Source organism: Streptomyces hundungensis (genome assembly GCF_003627815.1).
Taxonomy (GTDB): domain Bacteria; phylum Actinomycetota; class Actinomycetes; order Streptomycetales; family Streptomycetaceae; genus Streptomyces; species Streptomyces hundungensis_A.
Genome location: NZ_CP032698.1, coordinates 1,903,089 through 1,926,087 on the forward strand (window position 1 = coordinate 1,903,089; position 22,999 = coordinate 1,926,087).

The 22,999-nt window shown below is 70.7% G+C and carries 15 protein-coding genes and 2 pseudogenes; 8 read left to right on the plus strand and 9 right to left on the minus strand.

All coding sequences use genetic code 11. The annotated features are described in order from the left end of the window. Positions 1-142 precede the first annotated feature (142 nt). On the plus strand, positions 143-781 hold the full coding sequence (locus DWB77_RS08540) for an HAD family hydrolase (protein ID WP_120727532.1): 639 nt from the start codon (positions 143-145) through the stop codon (positions 779-781). A 96-nt stretch (positions 782-877) separates the two neighbouring features. On the opposite strand, the gene DWB77_RS08545 is transcribed toward DWB77_RS08540, so the two are convergent. After that, entirely contained in the window at positions 878-2,071 is a 1,194-nt protein-coding gene (locus tag DWB77_RS08545; RefSeq protein WP_120720678.1) for an alpha/beta hydrolase family protein, read from the minus strand. A gap of 255 nt (positions 2,072-2,326) precedes the next feature. Then, complete coding sequence (locus DWB77_RS08550) at positions 2,327-2,548, minus strand: hypothetical protein (protein WP_100579962.1); 222 nt, start codon at positions 2,546-2,548, stop codon at positions 2,327-2,329. Between the two features lie 208 nt (positions 2,549-2,756). Between DWB77_RS08550 and DWB77_RS08555 the strand changes: the two genes are divergently transcribed. Continuing rightward, a complete protein-coding gene (locus DWB77_RS08555) occupies positions 2,757-3,560 on the plus strand; it encodes an ArsR/SmtB family transcription factor (RefSeq protein ID WP_120720679.1) in 804 nt (267 codons plus the stop codon). Positions 3,561-3,638: 78 nt separating this feature from the next. On the opposite strand, the gene gcl is transcribed toward DWB77_RS08555, so the two are convergent. Beyond that, on the minus strand, positions 3,639-5,426 hold the full coding sequence (gene gcl, locus DWB77_RS08560; protein WP_120720680.1) for a glyoxylate carboligase: 1,788 nt from the start codon (positions 5,424-5,426) through the stop codon (positions 3,639-3,641). A gap of 296 nt (positions 5,427-5,722) precedes the next feature. On the opposite strand from gcl, the gene DWB77_RS08565 reads away from it, so the two are divergent. Next, positions 5,723-6,448, plus strand: a complete 726-nt coding sequence (locus tag DWB77_RS08565; RefSeq protein ID WP_120720681.1) for a hypothetical protein — start codon at positions 5,723-5,725, stop codon at positions 6,446-6,448. A gap of 65 nt (positions 6,449-6,513) precedes the next feature. On the opposite strand, the gene DWB77_RS08570 is transcribed toward DWB77_RS08565, so the two are convergent. The 3 genes from DWB77_RS08570 to DWB77_RS08580 all read right to left on the minus strand — a co-directional run bounded on the left by DWB77_RS08570 (position 6,514) and on the right by DWB77_RS08580 (position 10,680). Next, positions 6,514-8,118 carry an AMP-binding protein gene (locus DWB77_RS08570; RefSeq protein WP_120720682.1) on the minus strand — a complete coding sequence of 535 codons (1,605 nt, stop codon included), beginning with the start codon at positions 8,116-8,118 and terminating at the stop codon, positions 6,514-6,516. Positions 8,119-8,201: 83 nt separating this feature from the next. Next, complete coding sequence (locus tag DWB77_RS08575; RefSeq protein WP_120720683.1) at positions 8,202-9,743, minus strand: AMP-binding protein; 1,542 nt, start codon at positions 9,741-9,743, stop codon at positions 8,202-8,204. A gap of 94 nt (positions 9,744-9,837) precedes the next feature. Then, positions 9,838-10,680, minus strand: coding sequence for a helix-turn-helix domain-containing protein (locus tag DWB77_RS08580; protein ID WP_162952478.1), 843 nt, complete (start codon positions 10,678-10,680; stop codon positions 9,838-9,840). 63 nt (positions 10,681-10,743) lie between these two features. Here DWB77_RS08580 and DWB77_RS08585 point away from each other — a divergent pair, with 63 nt between their 5' ends. After that, positions 10,744-11,961: an MFS transporter gene (locus tag DWB77_RS08585; protein WP_120720685.1), complete on the plus strand. Its 1,218-nt coding sequence runs from the start codon at positions 10,744-10,746 to the stop codon at positions 11,959-11,961. Positions 11,962-12,193: 232 nt separating this feature from the next. On the opposite strand, the gene dmpI is transcribed toward DWB77_RS08585, so the two are convergent. Continuing rightward, complete coding sequence (gene dmpI, locus DWB77_RS08590) at positions 12,194-12,376, minus strand: 4-oxalocrotonate tautomerase DmpI (protein ID WP_120720686.1); 183 nt, start codon at positions 12,374-12,376, stop codon at positions 12,194-12,196. Between the two features lie 323 nt (positions 12,377-12,699). Then, a pseudogene (locus DWB77_RS08595) lies at positions 12,700-13,548 on the minus strand (LysR substrate-binding domain-containing protein); the annotation flags it as partial. Between the two features lie 272 nt (positions 13,549-13,820). Here DWB77_RS08595 and DWB77_RS08600 point away from each other — a divergent pair. Together DWB77_RS08600 and DWB77_RS08605 are read left to right on the plus strand one after the other, a co-directional pair. Continuing rightward, positions 13,821-14,480 (plus strand): LysE family translocator, encoded by a 660-nt coding sequence (locus DWB77_RS08600; RefSeq protein ID WP_120727534.1) that lies wholly within the window; start codon positions 13,821-13,823, stop codon positions 14,478-14,480. Positions 14,481-14,756: 276 nt separating this feature from the next. Next, positions 14,757-15,116, plus strand: coding sequence for an SAV_915 family protein (locus tag DWB77_RS08605; RefSeq protein ID WP_246033464.1), 360 nt, complete (start codon positions 14,757-14,759; stop codon positions 15,114-15,116). A gap of 165 nt (positions 15,117-15,281) precedes the next feature. Here the strand turns inward: DWB77_RS08605 and DWB77_RS08610 are convergent. Continuing rightward, a pseudogene (locus DWB77_RS08610) lies at positions 15,282-16,420 on the minus strand (winged helix DNA-binding domain-containing protein). 498 nt (positions 16,421-16,918) lie between these two features. On the opposite strand from DWB77_RS08610, the gene DWB77_RS08615 reads away from it, so the two are divergent. Both DWB77_RS08615 and DWB77_RS08620 read left to right on the plus strand, forming a co-directional pair. Beyond that, a complete protein-coding gene (locus DWB77_RS08615; protein WP_246033465.1) occupies positions 16,919-17,989 on the plus strand; it encodes a magnesium and cobalt transport protein CorA in 1,071 nt (356 codons plus the stop codon). A gap of 250 nt (positions 17,990-18,239) precedes the next feature. After that, positions 18,240-22,928 carry an ATP-binding protein gene (locus DWB77_RS08620; RefSeq protein ID WP_216826839.1) on the plus strand — a complete coding sequence of 1,563 codons (4,689 nt, stop codon included), beginning with the start codon at positions 18,240-18,242 and terminating at the stop codon, positions 22,926-22,928. Positions 22,929-22,999 lie beyond the last annotated feature (71 nt).

Consider the following 22,999-nt stretch of genomic DNA (forward strand, 5'->3'; position numbering starts at 1 on the left):
TCAAGGCCCCACCTGCACGTACAGGTGGGGCCTTGATCTTTTGCGGGATGCGGAAGGCGCCCGGCGGGCGGGTGACGTCCGCGCCGCGCCGCGGCGTCGTCCGCCGAACGCGCACCCACGAGCGCCTAGGATCGCCCCGATGATGGAGACGATCGTGCTCGACATGGGCGAAACACTGCTGCGCGAGGACCGCTACTGGGCGTCGTGGGCCGACTGGATCGGCGTGCCCCGGCACACCCTCGCGGCCCTCGTCGGTGCGGTCGTCACCCAGGGCCGCGACCCGGACGACGCGCTGCGCATGGTCAAACCGGGCATGGACGTCCGTGAGGCCCATCTGGCGCGGGAAGCCGCGGGCCGGGGCGAGCACCTCGACGAGACCGATCTGTACGACGACGTGCGGCCGGCCCTCGGTGGCCTGCGCAAGCTGGGCGTCCGTGTCGTCGTCGCGGGAAACCGGTCGGCCCGGGCCGGGGAACTGCTGCGCCGTCTCGATCTGCCCGCGGACCTGGTGGTCACCTCCGACGAGTGGGGCGTCGCCAAGCCCGCGCCCGCCTTCTTCGAGCGGGTCCTTGAGGTCGCCCAGTGCGAACCGCACGAGACGGTCTACGTGGGCACCCACCCCGGGAACGACGTCTTCCCCGCCAAGGCCGCCGGGCTGCGCGCCGTCCATCTGCGGCGCGGTCCGTGGGGGCACTGGTGGGCCGACGACCCGGAGGTCGCGGCGGCGGCGGACTGGCGGATCGACTCCCTCACCCAGCTCGCCGCGCTGCTCGCCGACTGAGCGTCAACTCCGCCTCAGCGAGCGCCCGTTGGACGATATCCGGTGGACCGGGGCCCGCCCCTCTCAACGAAGGGGGCAGGCCCCGCTCTCATCCCGTCACGGGCTGTTGAAGGTCACCTCGGGGTGGGCGGCGGTCGGCCCCGCGAGGACCGGTTGGACGCGGCCGCGCAGTTCCTGGTCGAAGAAGGCACCGACGTACGTCCGCACGAGTTCGACGGCGCGGGGCGCGGGCAGTGCGGGCTGGTGGAGTCCGAAGTGGGCCGCGATGACGGGTTCGTCGGAGAAGGTCAGATGCTCGGCCCCGGCGACGGTCAGCCACCGCTTCCAGCCGTCAAGGGCGGGCCACATCGCGTCCCAGGTCCTGTCCTTGCCGCCCGGGCGGTGCCCGTCGTCGGCGCCCAGCATCAGGAACGGCCGGCCGTCGAGGCCGGTCGGCGGGAGCACGTCCCAGAACGCGCCGTCCATGTTCGCCCCGGCGTCGACGCGCCCGTCCCGGGCCATGGCGGCGACGGCCGCGGCTCCGCCGATGGAGTGCCCGGCCATGCCGATGCGTCCCCCGTCGATCGACCCGGCATGGCGCCAGACCGGGTGTGGCCCGGTCAGCCGGTCCAGGAGGTACGACACGTCCGCAGCGCGCGCCTCGGTGACCCGGCTTCCCGGGGCGCCGTTCTCCATCGCCGTGCAGGCCACGCAGGTCAGCAGCCGACCGCCGGGAAAGCTGGTGCCGAGCGACTCATAGGCGTGGTCGAGGGAAGCCACCACATAGCCGCGGCTCGCGAGTTCCTCGGCGAGCGTGGTGAGGGAGTAGCGGGGGGCGCCGAAACCGGGTGAGAGCACGATGAGGGGGTGCTTGCCCGGCGCGGGGCGCGCACCGGTCCTCGCATGGGTCCTGGTGGCCTCGACGTCGCCCACCCGCGAGGGATCAACGCCGAGCTCCTTCAACAGGACCGGGGCCTCGGCGGGCGTGGTGTAGGCGGCGGGGCGGCCGGAGGCGGAGCGGGCCGCCGGGTAGGTGAGGGTGACCATCAGCTCGCGGTCCTGGCTCGGCACCCAGGGGTCGCGGCGGGAGTGGTCGACGAGGTGGAGGGTGTCGCTGCCGAGGGCGTACGGGCCGGTGGGGCGCGGGAGTTGGATGGGCTCCGCGCCGATGGACGCACTGCTGGACGCGCCGATGGAAGCGGAGACGGCCGACGGCGTCGGTGCGGCCTGGGCGGCGGTCGCGGCGGCTAGCGGGGCCGCGAGGGCTAAGGAGAGGGCGACGGCCGTGGCCGTGCGGGAGAGGGTGCGCATGGCCTCACGCTAGGCGGGCAGCGCTGCCGTGCACGTCCTCCCGAAGTGCCGGTCCGGACGCCGGTGGATCAGCCTCTGGGCGGGCCGGGAAGAGGTCCGCGTACGACTTCGGTCGCACGCGGGAGGCTCGGGGTGCCCGGCCGGTGAGGTTCACCCGGAAGGGCAGCCGGCGGGCCGCCCGGCCGGGTCCAGGACGCGCCCCCGGCCCGGGTCGCAGAGGCGATCCGGGCCGGGGCTCTCCCCTGGGGGCGAGGTTTAGAGCTTGTCCATGCGGGTGTACGGGCTGACGATTCGGGCTTGGCGAGAGCCGAAGTCGACGAGCATCGCGACGCCGTCCTCGACCCCAATGATGGTGCCCAGGCCGAACTGGTCGTGTGTGACCCGGTCTCCCAGGACGAAGTGCTTGGCCGCCGGAGCATCCGGGGCTTTGAAGGGGCTGGTGGGCAGGTGGCGCCGGGGCGCGGATGGCTTCGTCATCGTCACCCCAGTATGCGCTGTGAAACGGCCGTAAGGGCAGGGCCGACGGGTGACGATGGGGAATCGATCCGGTATCCCCGCCCACCAGAACGCATCCCGAGGCAGAAATCGGCATGAATTGACACGCAACCCCGGGGTTGCCAGTGTGGAAGGCGAGTGACATACCGGACATTGCCGAAGGCACGTCGGAGGCACGTCGGAGGCAGCCGTGGACGAGGTCTTCAGGGCGCTGGCCGACACCAGTCGCAGGCGCCTGCTCGACCGGCTCCGGGCGCGCGACGGACAGACGCTGCGGGAGCTCGGCGAGGGCCTCGCCATGTCGCGGCAGGCGGTGAGCAAACACCTCGCGGTGCTCGAAGCGGCCGGCCTGGTCACCTCGGCACGGCGCGGCCGGGAGAAGTTCCACCATCTCGACCCAGCGCCGATCCAGGAGCTCTTCGACCGCTGGATCGGCAAGTACGAGCACGGCAGGGCCGGCGAGGCCGTCCGGCCGAGGCGGAGCCCGAAGGAGGAACGCCCCATGGACAAGCCCGAGTTCGTCTACGTCATCTACATCCGGGCCACCCCCGAGCGGGTCTACGAGGCCCTGACCGACGCCGAGTTCGCCCAGCGGTACTTCGGCGGCTGGGGGCCCAGGTCCGACTGGCGGGTGGGCTCACCGGTGCTGTGGAAGATGGGCCCGCAGGGCGCGTACGAGGATCTCGGCCAGGCGGTGATGGAGGCGGTGCCGGGCCGCAAGCTGGCGTACACCTGGCACCGTATTCTTCCGATGCACCGTCAACTCTTTGACAGTGACGCGGAGTTCGAGCGCGCGCGGACCGAGCAGTCCCAGGTCGCCTTCGACATCCAGGCCGCCGAGTCGGCCTCCCTCGGCGTGAAGCTGACCATCACCCACGACGGTTTCGAGAGCGCGGACAGCGAGATGCTCAAGGGGGTCAGCGACGGCTGGGTGATGATCCTCTCCACCCTCAAGACGCTGCTCGAGCAGGAAGGCGGGGACCTCGCCGGTTGAGGGGGGGGTCAGAGGGAATGCGTCCGGCCCCCGTTCCCCAGTGCGGGGGAACGGGGGCCGGACCGTTTCGGGGGCGGCTCAGACGGTGAGCGGGCGGATCGCCGTCGGGGCGTGGCCCGGCTCGGTGGCGAGCTCCTCGAACTCGGAGACGTCGCTGATGTCCGCCGTCTTGCTCATCGAGATGTTGGTGATCCGCTCCAGGATCGCCTCGACGACGACCGGGACGCGGAACTCGGCGGCCAGCTTCTTGGCCTCCTCGAACGCGGGCAGCAGCTGGTCCGGCTCGGTGACCCGGATCGCCTTGCAGCCCAGGCCCTCGACGACCTTGACGTGGTCGACGCCGTAGACGCCCAGCTCCGGGGAGTTGATGTTCTCGAACTCCAGGTTGACCTGGAAGTTGATGTCCAGGCCGATCTGCGCCTGACGGATCAGGCCCAGGTAGGCGTTGTTCACCAGGACGTGGACGTACGGGATCCTGTGCTGGGCGCCGACCGCCAGCTCCTCCAGCATGAACTGGAAGTCGTAGTCGCCGGACAGGGCGACGACCGGGACCTCGGGGTCGGCGGTCGCGGCACCGAGCGCGGCCGGGATGGTCCAGCCGAGCGGGCCCGCCTGGCCGCAGTTGATCCAGTTGCGCGGCTTGTAGACGTGCAGCATCTGCGCGCCGGCGATCTGGGAGAGGCCGATGGTGGTGACGTAGCGCGTCTCCGGGCCGAATGCCTTGTTCATCTCCTCGTAGACGCGCTGCGGCTTCATCGGCACGTTGTCGAAGTGCGTACGGCGCTGGAGCGTGGACTTGCGCTCCAGGTGGGAGGCGACCCACGCCGAGCGGTCGGGCAGCTTGCCCGCGGCCTTCAGCTCCTTGGCGACCTCGACGAAGAGCTCCAGGGCGGCCTTGGCGTCGGAGGCGATGCCGTAGTCCGGGGCGAAGATCTTGCCGATCTGGGTGGACTCGATGTCGACGTGGACGAACTTGCGCCCCTGGGTGTAGACGTCGAGCTTGTAACCGGTGTGACGGTTGGCCCAGCGGTTGCCGATGCCGAGGACGAAGTCCGACTCCAGGAACGTGGCGTTGCCGTAGCGGTGCGAGGTCTGGAGACCGACCATGCCGGCGTTCAGCTCGTGGTCGTCGGCGATGGTGCCCCAGCCCATGAGGGTGGGGATGACCGGGGTGTTGGTGATCTCGGCGAACTCGACCAGGAGGTCGGAGGCGTCCGCGTTGATGATGCCGCCACCGGCGACGATCAGCGGGCGCTCGGACTCCAGGAGGAAGCCGATGGCCTTCTCGATCTGGGCACGGGTCGCGGCCGGCTTGTAGACCGGCAGCGGCTCGTAGGTCTCCGGGTCGAACTCGATCTCGGTGAGCTGGACGTCGATCGGCAGGTCGATGAGGACCGGGCCGGGACGGCCGGAGCGCATCAGGTGGAAGGCCTGCTGGAAGACGCCGGGGACCTGCGCGGCCTCCAGGACGGTCGTCGCGGCCTTGGTGACGGGCTTGGCGATCGAGGCGATGTCGACCGCCTGGAAGTCCTCCTTGTGGATCACCGCGACCGGGGCCTGGCCGGTGATGCACAGGATCGGGATCGAGTCGCCGATCGCGGAGTACAGCCCGGTGATCATGTCCGTGCCCGCCGGGCCCGAGGTACCGATGCAGACACCGATGTTGCCCGGGTTGGAGCGCGTGTAGCCCTCCGCCATGTGGGAGGCGCCTTCGACGTGGCGGGCGAGCGTGTGGCCGATGCCACCGCCCTCCTTGAGCGCCTTGTAGAAGGGGTTGATCGCCGCGCCCGGCACGCCGAAGGCGTGGCTGACGCCTTCGAGCTTGAGGATCTCAACTGCCGCTCGGGCAGCGGTCATACGAGGCATGGGGTGCTCCTGCTTCGGCCGGCGAAATCGGCCCGGGCGCGCCACCTGGCCGCGCCGCCATGGAACCGAATTCCGTAATGCGGAAGTATCATTCTGCTATGTGGAAGCAATGTAGGACGGCTTCGCCAGCGCGTCAAGGGAGGACCGGGATGCGCGAATCGGCCACACCGCGGTCCTGGTTGATGGACCATGGAGCGCGGAGCGCGGGACGGGCGTCCTGGGACGCCGGCCCGCGCGGGGCGCGATCGGTGGCGTGGCGCCCGTGCCGGGACGCGTCATCAGGGAGGCGGGGGCGGATGAGCGGCGAGGGCGTACCGGTGCGCTGCCCGACCTGTCGGCGCGATCACGTCTATGTGCCGCCGGCCTACCCGTGCGCCTGCGGCACCCCGCTCGCGCCCCCCATCCAGCGCGGCGCGGCGCCCTCCCCGATCACCCACCGCACCTGGAACGACACCTGGGTCACGGTGCGGTGCCGGGCCTGCGGCCGGCAGGGCCAGTGGCCGCAGCCCGAGCTCGGCTGTTCCTGCGGGTCGGTGCTGAAGCTCCCGGTGCGGCCCGTGACGGCGCCGCCGCCCCCGGCCGATCCCCTGCCCCCGGCGCAGGCGCCGCTCCCGAACGCCCGGCCGCCCGGGGCGCGGGCCCGTACGGCGTTCCGGCCCCGCACGATCCGTACCGCGCGCGACGCGGTGACCACGGCGGCGCTCTATCTCACCTGGCTGGGCTTTGCCGGCGTGCTCCGGGCCGAGCCGGCGTCGGCCTTCGGCATCGACGTGCGCGGGCGGGGCCTGGTGGCGCGGGTCGACCCGACGACCCGGCCGGCCTCGCTCAAGGCCGTCGAGTGTCTGTGGCTGCACGCGATGACCTCATCGGCGCGCGGCGTCCACTTCTCCCTCGCGGGGTACACGCCGGACGCCCGACGGCGCGCCGAGGGGCTGTGCCTCCCGCTGTTCGTGCTGGATCTGACGGGGACACCGCAGCCGGTGAACGGCGCGGCCCGCCGCCTGGTCTCGACGGGCGCCTGAGCCTTCGCCTACGGGACGGCCCGCTCGCGACACCGCCTGCGGGCGGGCCCCCGGACCCACGGGGGTCAGGAGCCGTAATTCTCGCGCAGCTCCACCTTGCGGACCTTGCCGCTGACCGTCAGGGGAAAGGCGTCGAGGATCCGCAGATGGCGGGGGACCTTGTAGTGGGCCAGCCGGTCGCGGCAGTACGCGCTCACCTCGTCCAGGGTGGGCGGGTCCGCCGGGTCGCGCGGGATGACACAGGCCAGGATCTCCTCGCCGTACCGCTCGTCGGGGACCCCCACCACCTGCACGTCGGCGATCTTGGGATGGCTGTGGAGGAACTCCTCGATCTCGCGGGGGTACACGTTCTCGCCACCCCGGATGATCATGTCCTTGATGCGGCCGACGATCTCGACATAGCCGTCCTCGCGCATCGTCGCGAGGTCGCCCGTGTGCATCCAGCGGCCCGCGTCGATCGTCTCGGCGGTCCGTTCGGGCTCGTTCCAGTAGCCGAGCATCACGCTGTAGCCGCGTGTGCACAGCTCACCGGCCTCGCCGCGCGGGACGGTGACGCCCGCCGGGTCGACGATCTTCACCTCGACGTGCGGCATGACCCGGCCCACCGTGCCGGTGCGCCGCTCCAGGTCGTCGTCGGTGCGGGTCTGGGTGGAGACCGGGGAGGTCTCGGTCATTCCGTAGCAGATGGACACCTCCGCCATGTGCATCTCGGCGACCACCCTCTTCATCACCTCCGCGGGACACGGCGAGCCCGCCATGATCCCGGTACGCAGCGAGGAGAGGTCGTACGCGGCGAAACCGGGCAGGTTCAGCTCGGCGATGAACATGGTCGGCACCCCGTACAGCGAGGTGCAGCGCTCCCCTTCGACGGCGCGCAGGGTCGCCTCGGGGTCGAAGGAGGCGGCCGGCACCACGATGCAGGCGCCGTGCGAGGTGGCCGCCAGGTTGCCCATCACCATCCCGAAACAGTGGTAGAAGGGCACCGGGACACAGATCCGGTCGGCCTCGGTGTAGGCGAGCAACTCCCCTACGGAATAACCGTTGTTGAGGACGTTGTGATGAGAGAGCGTGGCGCCCTTGGGGAAGCCGGTCGTGCCCGAGGTGTACTGGATGTTGATCGCGTCGTCGCAGGACAGCTCGGCCTCGCGCGCCGCGAGGGCGGCGCGCGACACCCCGGCACCCTTGGCCACGAGATCGTCCCAGCCGGGGTCGCCGATGAACACGGAGCGGACCAACTCCGGGCAGTTCGGCCGCACTTGCTCGACCATCGCCCGGTAGTCGCTCGACTTGTGGGCCAGCGACGCGAAGAGCACCGAGACCCCGGCCTGACGCAGTACGAACTCCAACTCGTGTACGCGGTAAGCGGGGTTGATGTTGACCATCACCGCACCGATCCGCGCGGTCGCGTACTGGACGAGGACCCACTCGGGGCAGTTCACGGCCCAGATCCCGATCCGGTCCCCCTTGCCGACCCCGGCCGCCAGCAGAGCACACGCCAACTGCTCGACGTCCGAGCCGAATTGGGCGTACGTCCAGCGCCGCCCGGACCCGACGTCGACCAGCGCCTCACGCTCTCCGTATGCCTGGACCGCGCGGTCCAGGTTGGCGCCGATCGTGTCGCCGAGCAGGGGGGTGTCGCTCACCCCGTGGGCGTAGGAGCAAGTCACCATCGCAGCGCGCCTCATTTCCTCAAACCGTGCCGACCAGCATGCCCCACGCCCGTCCCTCGGAGTCGCGTCCAGCCGCCGGAACCTCAGTTGACCCCGCGGTCGAGGCCGGACCAGTACGGCTCGCGCAGCTTGAACTTCTGGATCTTTCCGGTGGCCGTACGCGGAATGGACTCGCGGAACTCGACCGAGGTCGGCGCCTTGTAGCGGGCCAGGCGCTCCTTGCAGTAGGCGATGATGTCGGCCTCCGTCACGCTCTCGCCCTCCGCCAGGACGATGAGCGCCTTGATCGTCTCGCCCCACTTCTCGTGCGGCACGCCGATGACGGCGACCTCGGTGACCGCCGGGTGGCTGAAGATCGTGTCCTCGACCTCGATCGAGGAGACGTTCTCACCACCGGTGATGATGACGTCCTTCTTGCGGTCCGAGATCGTCAGGGTGCCGTCGCTCTCGTCGATCGTGCCGCCGTCACCGGTGTGGAACCAGCCGTCCGCCAGGGCCGCCGCGGTCTCCTCGGGCTTCTCCCAGTACCCGTCGAGCACCACGTTCGAGCGGGCCAGCACCTCGCCGGAGTCCGACACCTTCAGCCGGACACCGAGCGCGGGGACGCCGGCCCGCGACAGCCTGCGCGCCCGCTCCTGCGCGGGCAGTTCGGCGTCCGCGGCGCGGGTCCGGTTCACCGTGAGCAGCGGGGACGTCTCGGTCAGACCGTAGATCTGGGTGAACTCCCAGCCCAGCTCCTCCTCCATCCGCTGGATCGTCCGGCTCGGCGGCGGGGCCCCCGCGCAGACCACCCGCACCCGGTCCCGCCCCGGGATCTCGCCCTGCCACGACGCCGCCGCGTCCAGGACCATGTTCCACACCGCGGGCGCCCCGCACATCAGCGTGACCCCGTGCTCGGCCACCCTGCGCAGGATCTCCGCGCCGTCGACCTTGCGCAGCACGACCTGCTTGACGCCGAGACCGGCCATCACATACGGCATCCCCCAGCCGTTGCAGTGGAACATCGGCAGGGTGTGCATGTAGACATCGCCCTCCCAGACCCGGGTGTGCAGTCCGAACGTCAGCCCGTTGACCCAGATGTTGCGGTGGGTGAGCTGAACTCCCTTGGGGCGGGCGGTGGTTCCGGAGGTGTAGTTGATGGTGGCCGTCGCGTCCTCGTCCGGGTTCGACCAGGGCCGCGGCTCGACGCCGAACCGCATCAGGTCGGTCTCGGTCTGCTCACCGAGCACGAACCGGTGGCGCGCCCCGACGCCGGACAGTGACTCGTCCAGCTCCGGGTCGACCAGCAGGACCGAGGCCCCGCTCTGCCGCACCACGTACTCGATCTCGTCCGGCTTGAGACGGAAGTTGACCGGTACGCAGATCCGGCCGCTCATCGGCACCGCGAACAGCAGCTCCAGCAGTCGCGCCGAGTTGTGGCCGACCACCGCCACCCGCTCGCCCTCGCCGACACCCAGCGCGTCGAGTCCCGCCTGCCAGGCGCGCACCCGCTCGGCCAGCCGCCCATAGGTCAGATCGGGCACCGGAGGGCCCGGCTGGTCCGGCTCGTCGACGACGCCGGCGCTGGACGGGAAGCCCAGCTCCGCCCGGTCGAGGAAGTCCGAGATCGTCATCGGAATCCGCATCGCTCTCACTCCTGGGTCGCAAGATCCGCAACAGCTGTCAGGGGGCGAGTCTGGTACGTCCCGGCGCTCCGAGCGGCCGAAACGCCGAATCGACCTACGCGGGCCGCTCATCGAAGGCCGCCGGGGCGAGCCGGTTCAGGGCCGCCTCGGACCGCGGGCCGTCCGGGAGGTAGGTCAGGAAGTGGTGGCCCGGTTCGTCGACGGCCGCCAACTTGACCGATTTCAGGCGCAGTTCACCCGCGCGCGGATGCCGGAAGCGTTTGACGGCGGGCCGGAAGGCGGCGGTCTCCCGCTCGTGGAGCCAGCGCGCGGCGCTCGGATCGGTGCGGAGCTCCTCGATGATCTCGGCGTACCGGGGATCGTCCGGATGGTGCGCGGCCCGGGCCCTGAACTGGCCGAGCAGCGCCCGGGCTTCGTCCTCCCAGTCGACGAGCAGCGTCCTGCACGGTGGCCAGCGGAACACCAGCCACAGCATGTTGCGCCGCTTGGCGGGCAGCCGGGCAAGATCGGTCAGGAGCGCGGCGTACGCGGCGTTCCACGCGAGCAGGTCCCAGTGCGGGTCGATGACCATCGCGGGGTGCGGAAGCATCGCGTCGACCAGGGAGCGCAGGTTCGGCGAGACCCAGCCGGCGGGCGCGGAGTGCGGCGGCGCCGCGTCCTCCGCGAACGAGACCACATGGGCGGTCTCCGCCTCATCGAGCCGGAGCGCCCGGGCGACCGCCCGCAACACCTGTTCCGAGGTACGCACCCGGCCCTGCTCCAGCCACGCGTACCAGGAGGCGCTGATCCCGGCGGACTCGGCGACCTCCGCGCGGCGCAGCCCCGGGGTGCGACGGCGGGGCGCGAGGGGCAGCCCGAGCGCCTCGGGGCTCAGGCGCTCGCGGCGCGAACGCAGGAACGCGCCGAGTTCGGCCCGGGGTCGTGGTGGCTGCGTCACGGTGTGAGTGATGGTAATCGGCTGAGCCCCCGTGAGCGTAAACACCCCTGCTGAGCTGGAGGCATGGCCACTTCACTGCCCCATGGGCGGCTGCTCGGCGCCGCCGGCTTCCTCAGCAACTTCGACCGCTTCTCCATCGCTCCCCTGCTGGTCCTCATCGGCTCCGGTCTCGGGGTGTCCCTCGGTACGGCGGCGCTCGCGGCGAGCGCGTACACCCTCGGGTACGGGCTCGCGCAGCCGGTGTGGGGCATGGCGAGCGACCGGTTCGGGAGAGTACGGGTGATGCGCCTCTCGCTCGCGGCGGCCGCCGCCGGGGCGTTCGCCTCCGCGGCGGCGCCCGGGGCCACGTCCCTCATCGCGGCGCGGGGGTTCACCGGAGCCTGCTTCGCCGCGTCCATCGCGGGCTCCCTCACCTATGTCGGTGATGTGGTCGCGCCCGCGGAGCGGCGCCAGGCGCTCGCCACCCTGATGACGGCATACGCGCTGGGCACCACCCTGGCCACCGTCGTCGCCGGGGCGCTGGCCCCGTGGGTGGGGTGGCGCACCGTGTTCGCCCTGCCCGGTGTGTTCGCCGCCCATCTCGCCCTCGCCCTGCGCCGCCTGCCCGAACCCGAGCTCGCCCCACGCCCGGACGGCGCACTGCGCACCGTGCTGCGCACGCCCTGGCAGTGGTACGTGATGGGAGTCGCCCTGCTCGAAGGAGGCGTACTCCTCGGCTGCTTCACTTGTCTGCCGCCCGCCCTGGAGTCGCTCGGCGCGACTCCCGCCACGGCGGGCGCGCTGGCGGCGTCGTACGGGGTGGCGGCGATGGGCGGCGCGTGGCTGGTGCGGCTGCTGTCCGGACGGCTCGGACCGGTCGCGCTGATCGTGGTGGGCGGCGCCCAACTGTCGCTGGCGTACGCCCTCGCCGCGCTCCACCCGTCCCTGTGGACGCTCACGCTGGCCGCGCTGCTGCTGGGCGGCGGTTGGGCGTTCCTGCACTCGACGGTGCAGGCATGGGCGACGCTGCTCGTCCCGACCGCCCGCGCGACCGGGGTCGCCTTCTTCGGCGTGGCCCTGTACCTGGGCAGCGCACTGGGCACCGGCCTGGCCGCGGCCCCGGCCCAACACGGCTCATTCCAGGCCCTGTTCGGGGTCGCGGCCCTCCTCTCCCCACCGCTGACCGCCCTCGCGGCGTACGGGCGGCGGCGGTACGGGGAGGGGAGCGCGAAGCCCCGGCGGGTGACCGGCCCGCGGCCGTCCGACCCCCGTACGGACGGCCGCGCAGCGCGGCGGGGGTGAGGGGTGAGGGCGTTCGCTCGCCGGGGTGCGCCTGCCTGTCGCCAGGGCGGGGCCCGGTCCGCGGGTGCCTGCCGACGGGGCGGGGCAGGGTCCGCGGGTGCCTGCCGACAGGGCGGGGCCTGGTCCGCGGCTGCCTGCCGACAAGGCGGGGCAGGATCCGCGACTGCCTGCCGGCGGGGCAGGGCAGGGCCCGCGAGTGCCTGCCGACGAGGCAGGGCCCGTCGGCGCGTGGCTACTTGTCGGCCATGAGGGTGCCGGCCGCGCCCCAGCTGTCCTTGGGGACCTCGTGGATCCAGACCTGGACGGTCTCGGCCGGGATCTTGTACGCGTCGACGAAAGCATCCGTGACCCGCTTTACGAGCTCCCGCTTGAGCTCGACATCGCGGGGACCCTGGTGAATGGTGACGATGGGCATGGCCAACTCCTCTGCCTGCGGCGGCTTCCCGGCCTTTCCGGGTCGCTCACCGGCGTGACCTCAGTCCACCGGATCCGCCCCGCTCGACCAAGGTCCAGAACGCGACCGCAGCGATCATCGATCGTGATCGTCGCTGGTCAGAGCCCGGCGATGTGGTGCGGGGACACAGAATTGGCGCGGGCGCCGGGGGTGCCTGCGAGGTCGGTGGCGACGGGAGCACCCGGACCGATGGGAGAAGCGGGGACGCTCGCGCTGCTGCGGACGCCGGGCGAGGCCCCGTTCGCACCGTTCGCACCGTTCGCACCGTTCGCCGTGGTCGCCGCGCACGCTGTGAGGAGCGACTCAAGGGCGGCCGGCATGGAGCCGGCGCTCACGGCGAGCGCGGTGGGCAGGGCGAGGCCCGGCGCGCGCACCGGCCGGAAGGCGACCCGCGGACTGTGCAACAGGCGCGCGTGGGCCGCGTACACGACCGTCCACAGCGAGCCGAGCCCGATACCGGCCAGGGTGTTCTGGAGCGAACCGCCCACCGGCCCCGGTATCGGTTCGAAGCCCGCCGTGTGACAGGCGCCCACGACCAGGTCCACGAGGGCCGGGTTGTCGCGGCGGGCGGTCAACGCCAGGGGAAGCGCGGCCAGTTCGGCCAGCGCGATCTCGTCCTGGTCGGCGAGCGGATGCGCCGCCGGGACGGCGATGAGCAGCGGGTCCTCCCACAGGGGAAGGAGCCGCAGGCCGGGCGCGGGCTGCGGGGAGCGGACGAACGCCGCGTCGAGCCGTCCGTCGACGACCTGGGCCAGGCGGTCCCGGGTGGGCGCCGAGACCAGCTCGACGCCGATATCGGGGGCGATCTCGGCGAACGCGCCGAGCACCCGGTCGAGGTGTTCGCCGAGCCCGGCACTGGTGCCGAGCCGCAGGGTGGTGCGGCCGCGAACGGCGGCGCGGGCCCGCTCGGCCGCGGCGAGCACCGCGCGCGCCTCGGGCAACAGTCGCTCCCCCGCCGCGGTGAGCCGTACGTGCCGGGGCGAACGGTCGAAGAGGTCGGCCCCCAACTCCCGTTCCAGGCGGCGCACTTGCTGACTGACGGCCGACTGGACGATGTGCAGCCGCTCGGCGGCCCGTCCGAAGTGCAGTTCCTCGGCGACGGTGACGAAGTAGCTGAGCTGCCGCAGTTCCATGCGGCCGACTGTAGCCAGGGGGTCCGGGGTCCGGGGGCCAGGGAGTCCGGTGGGAGTGGTCGACCTACGGCAGGTCGTGCCCCATGTGGTCGGCCTATGTGTGGGGGATGCCATATGCGCCCCGTCTATGGGCGCCCCCTCCACGTGTAGCCCATCTATGTGGGGTCGGCCTCTATGGGGCCAGTCTCCATGGGCTACTCCTCTTCAGGGGCCGGTCCGGAAGTGGTTCATGTTCTGGGCGCACACCACACCAGTGAGGTTGAATGACGGACATGGTGTCGACCGATCGCTTCCTCGCCTTCGCCGCGATGTCCCTTCTGGTGATCGTGATCCCGGGCCCGAGCGTGCTGTTCGTGATCGGCCGCGCCCTCGCGCACGGCCGCCGCACCGCGCTGGCCACCGTGCTCGGCAACGTCCTCGGTTCGTATGTGCTGGTGTGCGCGGTGGCGCTCGGCATCGGCGCCCTGGTGGAGCGTTCGGCGTCGGTGTTCATGGCCGTGAAGCTGGCGGGCGCGGCGTATCTGGTGCTGCTCGGGGTGCAGGCGTACCGGCACCGTGGTGACATGCGGCTCGGGGTGGCGGCCATCGGCGGCGCGGCGGCCACCGTCCGGCCGGCCCACGGCGATCTGCGAACCGTCGCCGACGGGGTCCTGGTGGGCGTGACCAACCCCAAGGGCATCGTGTTCTTCGCGGCGGTGCTGCCGCAGTTCGTGGACCACACGGCCGGCCATCTGCCCTCGCAGATGCTGCTGCTCGGACTGATCCCCATCACCATCGGCCTGATCACGGACACCCTGTGGGGCCTGGGCGCGGCAGCCGCGCGCGGCTGGTTCGCCCGCTCCGAAAAACGCCTCTCGATGATCGGCGGCGCGGGTGGCTTCGCAATGATCGGGCTGGGCGTAACAGTCGCCGCAACCGGCCGAGCCGACTGACCCCGGACCGGACCCCTCTGCCCCTCGGCCCCCTGAATCCCTCGGCCCCCGCGGACGCGCACCGCCGCCACTCGGTGGGATGAAATCGCCGGGGTGACCGAGCGCCACGCGGCACGCCGGCGCGCCACGCCGACCTGCGACAGGAGCGCGCCAAAATCGGCGGCACCGGGGTCAATGACGCGTCAGGGCGGGAGACTGAACAGTGCCGGGGACATAACTTCAGGCGTACGGGCGCATGACGCGTACGGCATCCACACTTCCGCACCGGAGGACACCATGGACAGCCTCACGATCGAGGACGCCGACCCCGAGGAACGCCGCTCGGCAGGGCCGCTGTACGTGCCGGTACGGCTCGGCTCCGCCGGAGGACACCAACTGCGCTTCCTGCGCGACGAGTTCGGCGCCCGCACCGCCGTCGGATTCACCAGCCCCGACGCTCTGGCGGCCGTTCTGGGCCGCGACCAGCGGTGGATCCGGCTCGCCGAACCCGCCCTGAGAGCGCTCTCGGCCCCGCTCGGCGTGGCCCGGGTGACCATCGACCCCCTGCTCGCCCCGCCCGCCCCGCCCGCCCCCCGGCGCCGACACGGCCAGACCCCGCCGCTGTGCGCTCGCAGGGACCACGTGCTGAGCAGCTAGCACCGTCGCCGACGGCGTCCGACGGCCCGAGCACGCGCCGAACCTAACGGGCACCTCCACCGAGCCTCTCGGGCGCCTCCGCCGAACCGTATGGGCGCCTCAACCGCACCATATGGGGTGCCTCAACCGAACCCTTTCCGGGGCGCCCCGCGACGCGCCGCCCCTTCAGCCCTGACCGCCGGCAAACTCTCCGAACCGCACGTCGTACGAGGTGGCCGACGTCATATCGGCGAGCAGCCGCGCCGCTTCCTCGGTGACTTCGGCTCGCCGGGCCGTGCTGAGCGACTCGAAGAGCTGCACGGTGAGAAGCGCGGAGCCGTCCTTGCGTTCCTCGATCCGCCAGATCCCCCGGCGAGGAAGCCGTCGACCAGGAGGGTGCGATGGGCCTGATTGCCGGACCAGGCGCGCCCTTTGTGCTGGGGCGGAACGACCCGGGCCCGGTCGGCGTGCGAGAGCAGCAGATTGTCGAACTCGGGCAGGAAACGCGGCGGCGCCGGGGTGTCCTCGTCCGGCCGGGAGGCGTCCGGCAGATCGAAGAGTTCGACGCCGTTCTCGTCCCGGAAGACCGCGAGTTGGGGCCGCAGCCGCGCGAAGACGGGGCCGAGCCGCGTGAGGCCCGACCAGGTCTGCATGTCCTTGACCGAGGCCGGCCCGAACGCGCCGAGGTAGCGCAGCACGGTCGCGTCGGGCGCGGGCGCGGGACCGGCCGGGCGCCCGAGCCAGTGCTCGACGGTGGTGAGCGCGACCGCGCCGCCGCGTCCCCACAGCCCGCGCGGGGTGACCTGGACGAGCGGCAGCACACAGCGGGCGGCGACGGAGAGCGCGAAGGGATCCGCGTCCGGCCACTCCTTCAGGAGCGCCTCCCTCAACTCCCGCATGGAGTACGGCCGTTCCTCCACCAGCGCACGCACGATCGCGCCGAGCCGCTCCGTGTCGACGCCGACCAGTCCCTTGCGGAAGGCGTTCAACTCCCGCTCGCGCGCGGCCTGTACCAGCGGGCGCAGGGTGAGCGCGTCGTCCGCCGTGTGGGTGTGGAGGGTGGAGCGCAGGGTGACCATCCGTACCACCTCGCGCGCCTCCATCAGCGCTGAGAGCGCTTCCGGCCGGAAACCGGCCAACCGTGACCAGAGGGCGAAGTACGGCGGTTTCACATTCTGCGCCTGGAGCCCGAGGAGGTGGGCGACGGCGTCCTTGGGCGAGAGCGCGTCGCTGCGCTCCAGCAGCAGCTGGCGGTCGAGGGTGGCACGGTTGAGGGCGGGGCGCGAGAGCAGGGGCGCGGTGCTGGCGCCGGTGGTGGAGGCCATGGGCGAACGGTACGCATCGATGCGGCCAGATCCGGTCCGCACCGGACGCCCACCCCCCGGCGGACCCGACAGAACGAGAAAGGAGAACAGAGAACAGGGAACAAACACTCCGCCACTTCCCCGTACGAGGCCCTCCGAGCGAAACGATTTGAGCTATATATCCTGCTACGAGGCGAGGCCATACCGACGATACGGGACACCGCGACAACGGGGTCACCGACCGTACGGACCGAGGCGGGCCGGCCACCGAGCCGACCGCGGAGCGGAGGTGAGAGCGTGCCCGAGCGACGGGACCGCCCGGCGAGGCCGCCGAAGAAGCGCTCGTGGCGCAGGCAGCCGGGTGCGGAACCGCCGCCCTCCCCGCTGACACCAGGCCGCGACAAGCCGTCCGGCGGCGGCATGCAAGGCCCCCGGGTGGGCAGCGGCGCAGGGAGAGAAGAGGTCGGCACCAGCACACGGGCACCCGAAATGGACGACCCATCGACGACAGAAGGCGACATGTCGACAGGGGACGGCCCCGACGGCACGCCGCCCAAAGACACAAGGGTCACCAGCATCGTGCAGTCGGCCCTGTACCGCGACGGGCGCCACACCGCCTCCCCCGGCTCCCTCGCGGAGACGTTCCGCCGCCTGCGCGAGGCCCCCGACGGCATGGCGTGGATCGGCCTGCAACGCCCGTCGGAGGCCGAACTCCACTCCCTGGCAGCCGAGTTCGACCTGCACGAGCTGGCGGTCGAGGACGCGCTGGAAGCCCATCAGCGCCCGAAGTTGGAACGCTACGGCGACACCCTTTTCGTCGTCCTGCGCGCGGCCCGCTACCTCGACGCCCCGGAGGAGGTGGACTTCGGCGAACTCCACGTCTTCGTGGGCCGGGACTTCGTGATCACCGTCCGCCATGGCGCCGCCCCCGACCTCTCGGCGGTCCGCCGCCGCATGGAGGAGGACCCGGACCTCCTCGCCCTGGGCCCCGAAGCGGTCCTGTACGCCATCCTCGACGCGGTGGTGGACGGGTACGCCCCGGTCGTGGCCGGCGTACAGAACGACATCGACGAAATCGAGACGGAGGTCTTCCGAGGCGACCCCGAGGTCTCGCGCCGCATCTACGAACTCTCCCGGGAAATGGTCGAGTTCCAACGCGCCACCCGCCCCCTGGTCGGCATGCTGCACGCCCTGATGGCGGGCTTCGCGAAGTACGGCACGGACGAGGAACTCCAGCGCTACCTCCGCGACGTCGCGGACCACGTGACCCACATCAGCGAACGCGTGGACGGCTTCCGCCAGGCCCTGACCGAAATCCTCACGGTCAACGCGACCCTGGTCACCCAACAACAGAACGCGGAAATGCGGGCGTTGGCAGAGGCGGGCTTCGAACAAAACGAGGAGATCAAGAAGATCTCCTCCTGGGCCGCCATCCTCTTCGCACCCACACTGGTGGGAACCATCTACGGCATGAACTTCGAGCGCATGCCCGAGCTGGGGTGGGCCCTCGGGTATCCGTTCGCGATCCTGCTGATGGCGGGGGTGTGTGTGAGTCTGTACTTCATCTTCAAGCGGCGGGACTGGCTGTAGCCACGGGCGCGGATACGTTGATCAACCTGTCTCTGCAAACGGCCGGCGGCACGCATTACCAGGTCGGTCTGACAGCCGAAGCGTGAGCGACATCAGTTTCCGCCGTGTTCAGCACCGTGACGGCGAGCGCTGTCACCCCGCCACGCTGCCTGTGCGGCGGCAGCGGCATCGTCCAGCCGTAGTCGCACCGCACTCCGGGGCGCCCGCCTCACATGGCCAGATCACGCTCTCCCGGTCATCGGGAACCGCCTTGAGCCTCAGGCTTGTCGGTATCACTGGGCAGCAGGCGAGGAAGACGAACGTGGATGCTCTCGCAACGGCGGTAGACACACTTCTGGAAGATCCGGAGGCATCCACAGAAGTGGAGGTGACGACGCAAGAAGAGGCGGCCCGCGCCGTCCGACTCCTCGATCAGGGGTTGCGTAGTGGCCGTGGGGTGCATCGCAAGGTGGTCGAGGGCGCGCTACAAGGCGCCGGGACCCTCTCGACCGACCCGCTTCAAGTCCTCTCCGAGTTCGTCCAGAACTCCGACGACGCGGGAGCCGGACAACTGCGCATCGTTCTGCGGTCCGGCGAGATTCTGATCGCCCACGATGGAGCCGGCCTGCGACTGGACGATGTCCTGCCACTCGGTATGCCTTGGCTCAGCGGCAAGACGGCCGACGCCGAAGCAACCGGCCGGTTCGGCATCGGCCTAGCGACGCTGAGAGCTCTCACCACCGTATGGGAAGTGCACTGCCACCCGTTCCACGTGCGGTTCTCCGGCGCCAATCTGGAACCCGTGGCACCGCCGGCACTCCCCGAGGAAATTTCCGGACCCGAGTGGACCGTCTTCCGCATCCCGCTCGCCGTCGGCAAACTGACCGCGCCCCAGCTCCTTGAATGGTTCAACGGCTGGAACGACGCCTCCCTGCTCTTTCTGCGTCACGTGCGCCGCCTCGAAGTGCAGGCAGGTGAGCACAGCACCGTACTGGCCCTGTCGTGGGACGAGGTGACACGGCGTCGGTTTCTGATCGACGGCGCCGCTTACCCGGTAAGCGTGCAGCACGCCCGGACGACCGACGGAGCGGTCTGGCGGGTGTACACGGCGCAAGTAACACCTCGCTCCGACTGGAAACGGAGCCACAAGGCGCTGGGCTCGAGCATGCCCGTAAGCGTCGCGCTCCCCTTGGAGCGTGGAGCGAGCGGCAGTGTCCATGTCGGCCTGCCCGTCGCTCCTCTGGACGTGGCAGCTCGCGTTCACACCCAGTTCGACCCCGTTGCCAACCGCGAGGGTTTCGCCAGCAACCGTCTCAATGCGCAACTCGTCCCCGTGATCACCGATCTGTGGGCAGCCGGGGTGCGTGACGTCCTGGGGCGGGTGGATGCCTCCGCGTGGCATCTGATTCCGCTGCCCGCGCCCACGGGTTCCGCTCCGTCGAACCACCTCCAGGACCGGATCCATGCCGAGATGCTCACCCGCGCACGGCACTCACTGGCCGCCGAACTGACTCTGCCGGTCGCCGACGGCGGCTCCTGTCCCCTGGCCGACCTCGCGGTGGAGGAGGATGCACTGTCGGGGGTACTGGACGGCCCCGAGGTTGCCCGGCTGAGCAAAACCCCCCACGCGCTGCCCGCAGCCGTCCGCGACAGGGGCGGTCGCTGGCGTGAGGTCCTCGCGGACTGGCGAGCGGAGGGAGATGTACCCCTGCCTGCGGAGGTGCGGGTCACGGACGCGCTCGGACTGTTTTCCGACCCCGGATGGCAGGACATCGCGCGGCTCGTACGGCTTGCCGCAGTCGCGCTCGAAACGGGCCACGAACGCGTACTGGCGGATCGGCCGTGTCTGGTCACCGCCGACGGACGTCGACTGCGGCCGGACCCGTCGGAGAACGCGTTCGCCGACACCTCCGGCGAGGCCACCGGCCCCCTGGATGTGCTGGGCGTCGTTGTGGACCTCCATCCCGCGTATGCCGAGGACAGTATCTGGGCGAAGACCGTCACCTCCTGGCTGGGCAGGCAGGACTGCCTGGTGCGGCGTGACGACTCGACAGCCGTACTGAAGATCGTCTCCCGGCTCGGAAGAGCCGGCCGGACACTTGCCGACAGCGACGAAGTAACGGAAGCCGCACGGCTCGTGGCCCTACAGCGGGCACTCGGTGAGACACCCAAGAAGCTTCGCGACCGACTCGGCCCGGGCATCGGGCAGGCCGTCCTCCTCAGCGGCTTCGCCTACGACAGCGCGGGAACCAAACGGCCCCAGCGCGTGAAGCCCGGCGCTGCCTACCTCCCCCAGGCGCTGGAGACCGCGGACGGAGACCGGTTCGAGGTCGCGGCACGCAAGACGCTCGGTCTTGTCTGGGTGCGACGCTCCTACGCGAAATCGCTGCTCTCCGCCGCCCAGGCGGGCGGTCTGAGCAGAACGGCCTTCCTGAGGTTGCTGGGCGTGGCAGACGCCCCCCGTCTCACTCCGGTGTGCCAGGTCAATTCTCGCGCCGACACCAAGAGTTACCCCGGCGATGCCCGGCTCGGCCTCGCCCAGGAATGCAGATGGGCCGTCGCCGACAGGCGGATGGAGATGAGCGACGCGGGAGCCGACCACACCCTTGACGATCTGACCAGCGCCGACCTCTTCGCCGTCGTCAGAAACATCGCGGCCGAGAAGGACGTGGACGAAAGACGACGTCGCACAGCCGCCCTGCTGCGCACGCTCGCCGTGCCGCTGACCAGTTCGGACCAGGCCATGGTCGCCATGGCCAAGGGCCACTACAAATGGAACGTCACGGGTGAGACGGCGGCCATCTGGGTGTGGCACCTGCGGAAGACGTCCTGGCTGGAAGACAGCCGGGGTCGGCTGCGACCACCGACCAAACTCACCCTGCGGACACCTGACACGGAAGCTCTCTACGGACCGGAGGATCCCGGATACCTGCACCCGGCGATCCACCAAGCCCTGATCACCCGCACAGAGGTCCTCACCGCTCTCGGCGTCTGCGGCGACCCCGACGTACCTCAGTTGATGGAGCGGCTGCGTGAGCTCCGGAGCCGGGGAGCCGATGTCGCCGATCAGGCGGATGCCGGGGTGCCGGACAGCCTGAGGGCGGAGGCGCTGCTGGTCTACCAGTCTCTGGTTCGGCGTCTGACTCACCGTTCGACCGATGCACCGCAGGCCGCGGTGGAGCGGCAGGTACGGAGTGAGTTCCTCCACCAGGACCTCGTCCTGACCGACCAGGGTTGGATGCGGTCCGGTCAGTGCTTCCAAGGTCCGGCGATCCTTCGCGGGTTCCGTCCCTTTGCCCTGACCGGCGCGGATGTCGCTCCGCTTTGGCAGGTCCTGGGCATCCCCGAACCCGGGCTCGACGACCTCATCGACATTCTGAAGGACATCTCCGGCACCGGTACCGCTCCTGACGCCGAGCGCGAGTGGGTCATGCTCGAGGCTCTGCGCCGACTGCGGGACATGATTTCGTCCGACCGGGCGCCCCTGTCACCAGGACTCCAGAGCAGGCTGCGGAATCTGCCGCTGTGGACCACGGCCGGCTGGGTCAAAGGCAGGGGGCGAATGGCGTTCGCCGTGGCCGACTCCCGGGTCGAGCGGCTCTTGACGGACCGCCTGCCCCTGTGGAGGCCGGGAGGGAATGTGCAACAGTTCGCGGCACTGTTCGGATCGCTTCACGTCACACCTCTGGATGTCGCGGGTGCCCAAGTCACGTACGAGGGCCGCGGCGTCGATGACGCCGGTATCCCGGCATTGGACCAGCCCTTCGACACGAGCCTCACGGAGGATTTCAGGCGGGGCGTCGCCGCGCTTCAGGACCTTCTGGTGCGCAACGAGCCCGAGATGGCGGAGGCTTTCACCGGCTGGGCCTGGCTGGCGGGCCTGGACGTCCGGCTACTCCCCGGGCTGCGGATCCGCCTCGAACCAGGCGACGTCTACGAGCCCGTCGAGCTGCCCGTCGACGCCCAGATCGACCGCGGCCGCAACACCTTGTTCCTCAACTCGCCTATGGCTCTGACCACCAAAGCAGGCGCGGGTGCGGCCATCGCCGTCCACTTCGCCGCGGAACGGTCGCGCGTAGGTCACAGCTGGCGAGACGTGTGGGAGGAACATCTGGTGGAAACCGCGGCAGGGGCCGCGCTCACATCAGCAGGGCATCGGGAACGCGAGGAACGGCAGCGGCTCGCCGAACAACTAAGCCGGCGTTCCCAGTTGCCCCCCGTCGTTCCGATGGCACACGGGAAGACGACTGCTCGGCGAGGCACGAGCACCGGCTCGGCCATTCCTGCGAGCCCGATCGTCACCGTCCCACCACCCCGCGATGAAGCCGGACGACAGGCCGACCCACAGAACGCATTCGTGGCGCGCCCCCTTGTGGACGCCGCAGCTTTCGACGCGCTGCCCGGCAAGGTGACCCACACCGGAACTCCGTCTGCACCGGACACCACTCACACCACTCCTGCCCCCCGAACCACAGGACCCTCGTCACGCCCACATGGGACCCCACTCCCCCAGCCGAGGCCCGGAGGGGCCCCGCCTCGCAGCCGGCCCGTACCGCTCGAATACACAGACCACGAGAAGGAGGAGCTCGTCATCCACGCGCTCCGTCGGGTGCTGCGCGAGCGAGGCATCGAACTGTACGACCAGCGCGGGGCGTCGGGCGTGGGCGCGGACCTCGATGACTCGACCGGGCGCTTTTACGAGATCAAGGCTCACGGGAATGATGTACCGGGCGAACTGACGCTGACACGCTCGGAGTTCGTACGGGCGTGGTCCGAAGGCGAGAACTACACGCTCGTGATCGCCTCTCATTTGAAGGATGGCGCAGGGAACCCGACCCTTCGCCTGGTGAATGACCCCGTGCACCGCTTCGAGGTCGAACCGACATCGGATGTCCGCCTCAAGGGTGTGCGAGACATGTCCGTGGAGTCGACTGTGTACGAGTGGCCCAGCAGGGAGTAGCACACTCGCTCCGCCCTGATCGGGCAGTGCGGCATTGACTTGCGGATGCGCTTCGAGCGCATACCCGATCC

What these genes read in the sequence shown, in the direction of transcription:
- DWB77_RS08540 (WP_120727532.1), top strand. Translation starts at nt 143, where the DNA reads ATGGAGACGATCGTGCTCGACATGGGCGAAACACTGCTGCGCGAGGAC.
- DWB77_RS08545 (WP_120720678.1), bottom strand. Translation starts at nt 2,071, where the DNA reads ATGCGCACCCTCTCCCGCACGGCCACGGCCGTCGCCCTCTCCTTAGCC.
- DWB77_RS08550 (WP_100579962.1), bottom strand. Translation starts at nt 2,548, where the DNA reads ATGACGAAGCCATCCGCGCCCCGGCGCCACCTGCCCACCAGCCCCTTC.
- gcl (WP_120720680.1), bottom strand. Translation starts at nt 5,426, where the DNA reads ATGCCTCGTATGACCGCTGCCCGAGCGGCAGTTGAGATCCTCAAGCTC.
- DWB77_RS08565 (WP_120720681.1), top strand. Translation starts at nt 5,723, where the DNA reads ATGAGCGGCGAGGGCGTACCGGTGCGCTGCCCGACCTGTCGGCGCGAT.
- DWB77_RS08570 (WP_120720682.1), bottom strand. Translation starts at nt 8,118, where the DNA reads ATGGTGACTTGCTCCTACGCCCACGGGGTGAGCGACACCCCCCTGCTC.
- DWB77_RS08575 (WP_120720683.1), bottom strand. Translation starts at nt 9,743, where the DNA reads ATGCGGATTCCGATGACGATCTCGGACTTCCTCGACCGGGCGGAGCTG.
- DWB77_RS08585 (WP_120720685.1), top strand. Translation starts at nt 10,744, where the DNA reads ATGGCCACTTCACTGCCCCATGGGCGGCTGCTCGGCGCCGCCGGCTTC.
- dmpI (WP_120720686.1), bottom strand. Translation starts at nt 12,376, where the DNA reads ATGCCCATCGTCACCATTCACCAGGGTCCCCGCGATGTCGAGCTCAAG.
- DWB77_RS08600 (WP_120727534.1), top strand. Translation starts at nt 13,821, where the DNA reads ATGGTGTCGACCGATCGCTTCCTCGCCTTCGCCGCGATGTCCCTTCTG.
- DWB77_RS08605 (WP_246033464.1), top strand. Translation starts at nt 14,757, where the DNA reads ATGGACAGCCTCACGATCGAGGACGCCGACCCCGAGGAACGCCGCTCG.
- DWB77_RS08615 (WP_246033465.1), top strand. Translation starts at nt 16,919, where the DNA reads ATGTCGACAGGGGACGGCCCCGACGGCACGCCGCCCAAAGACACAAGG.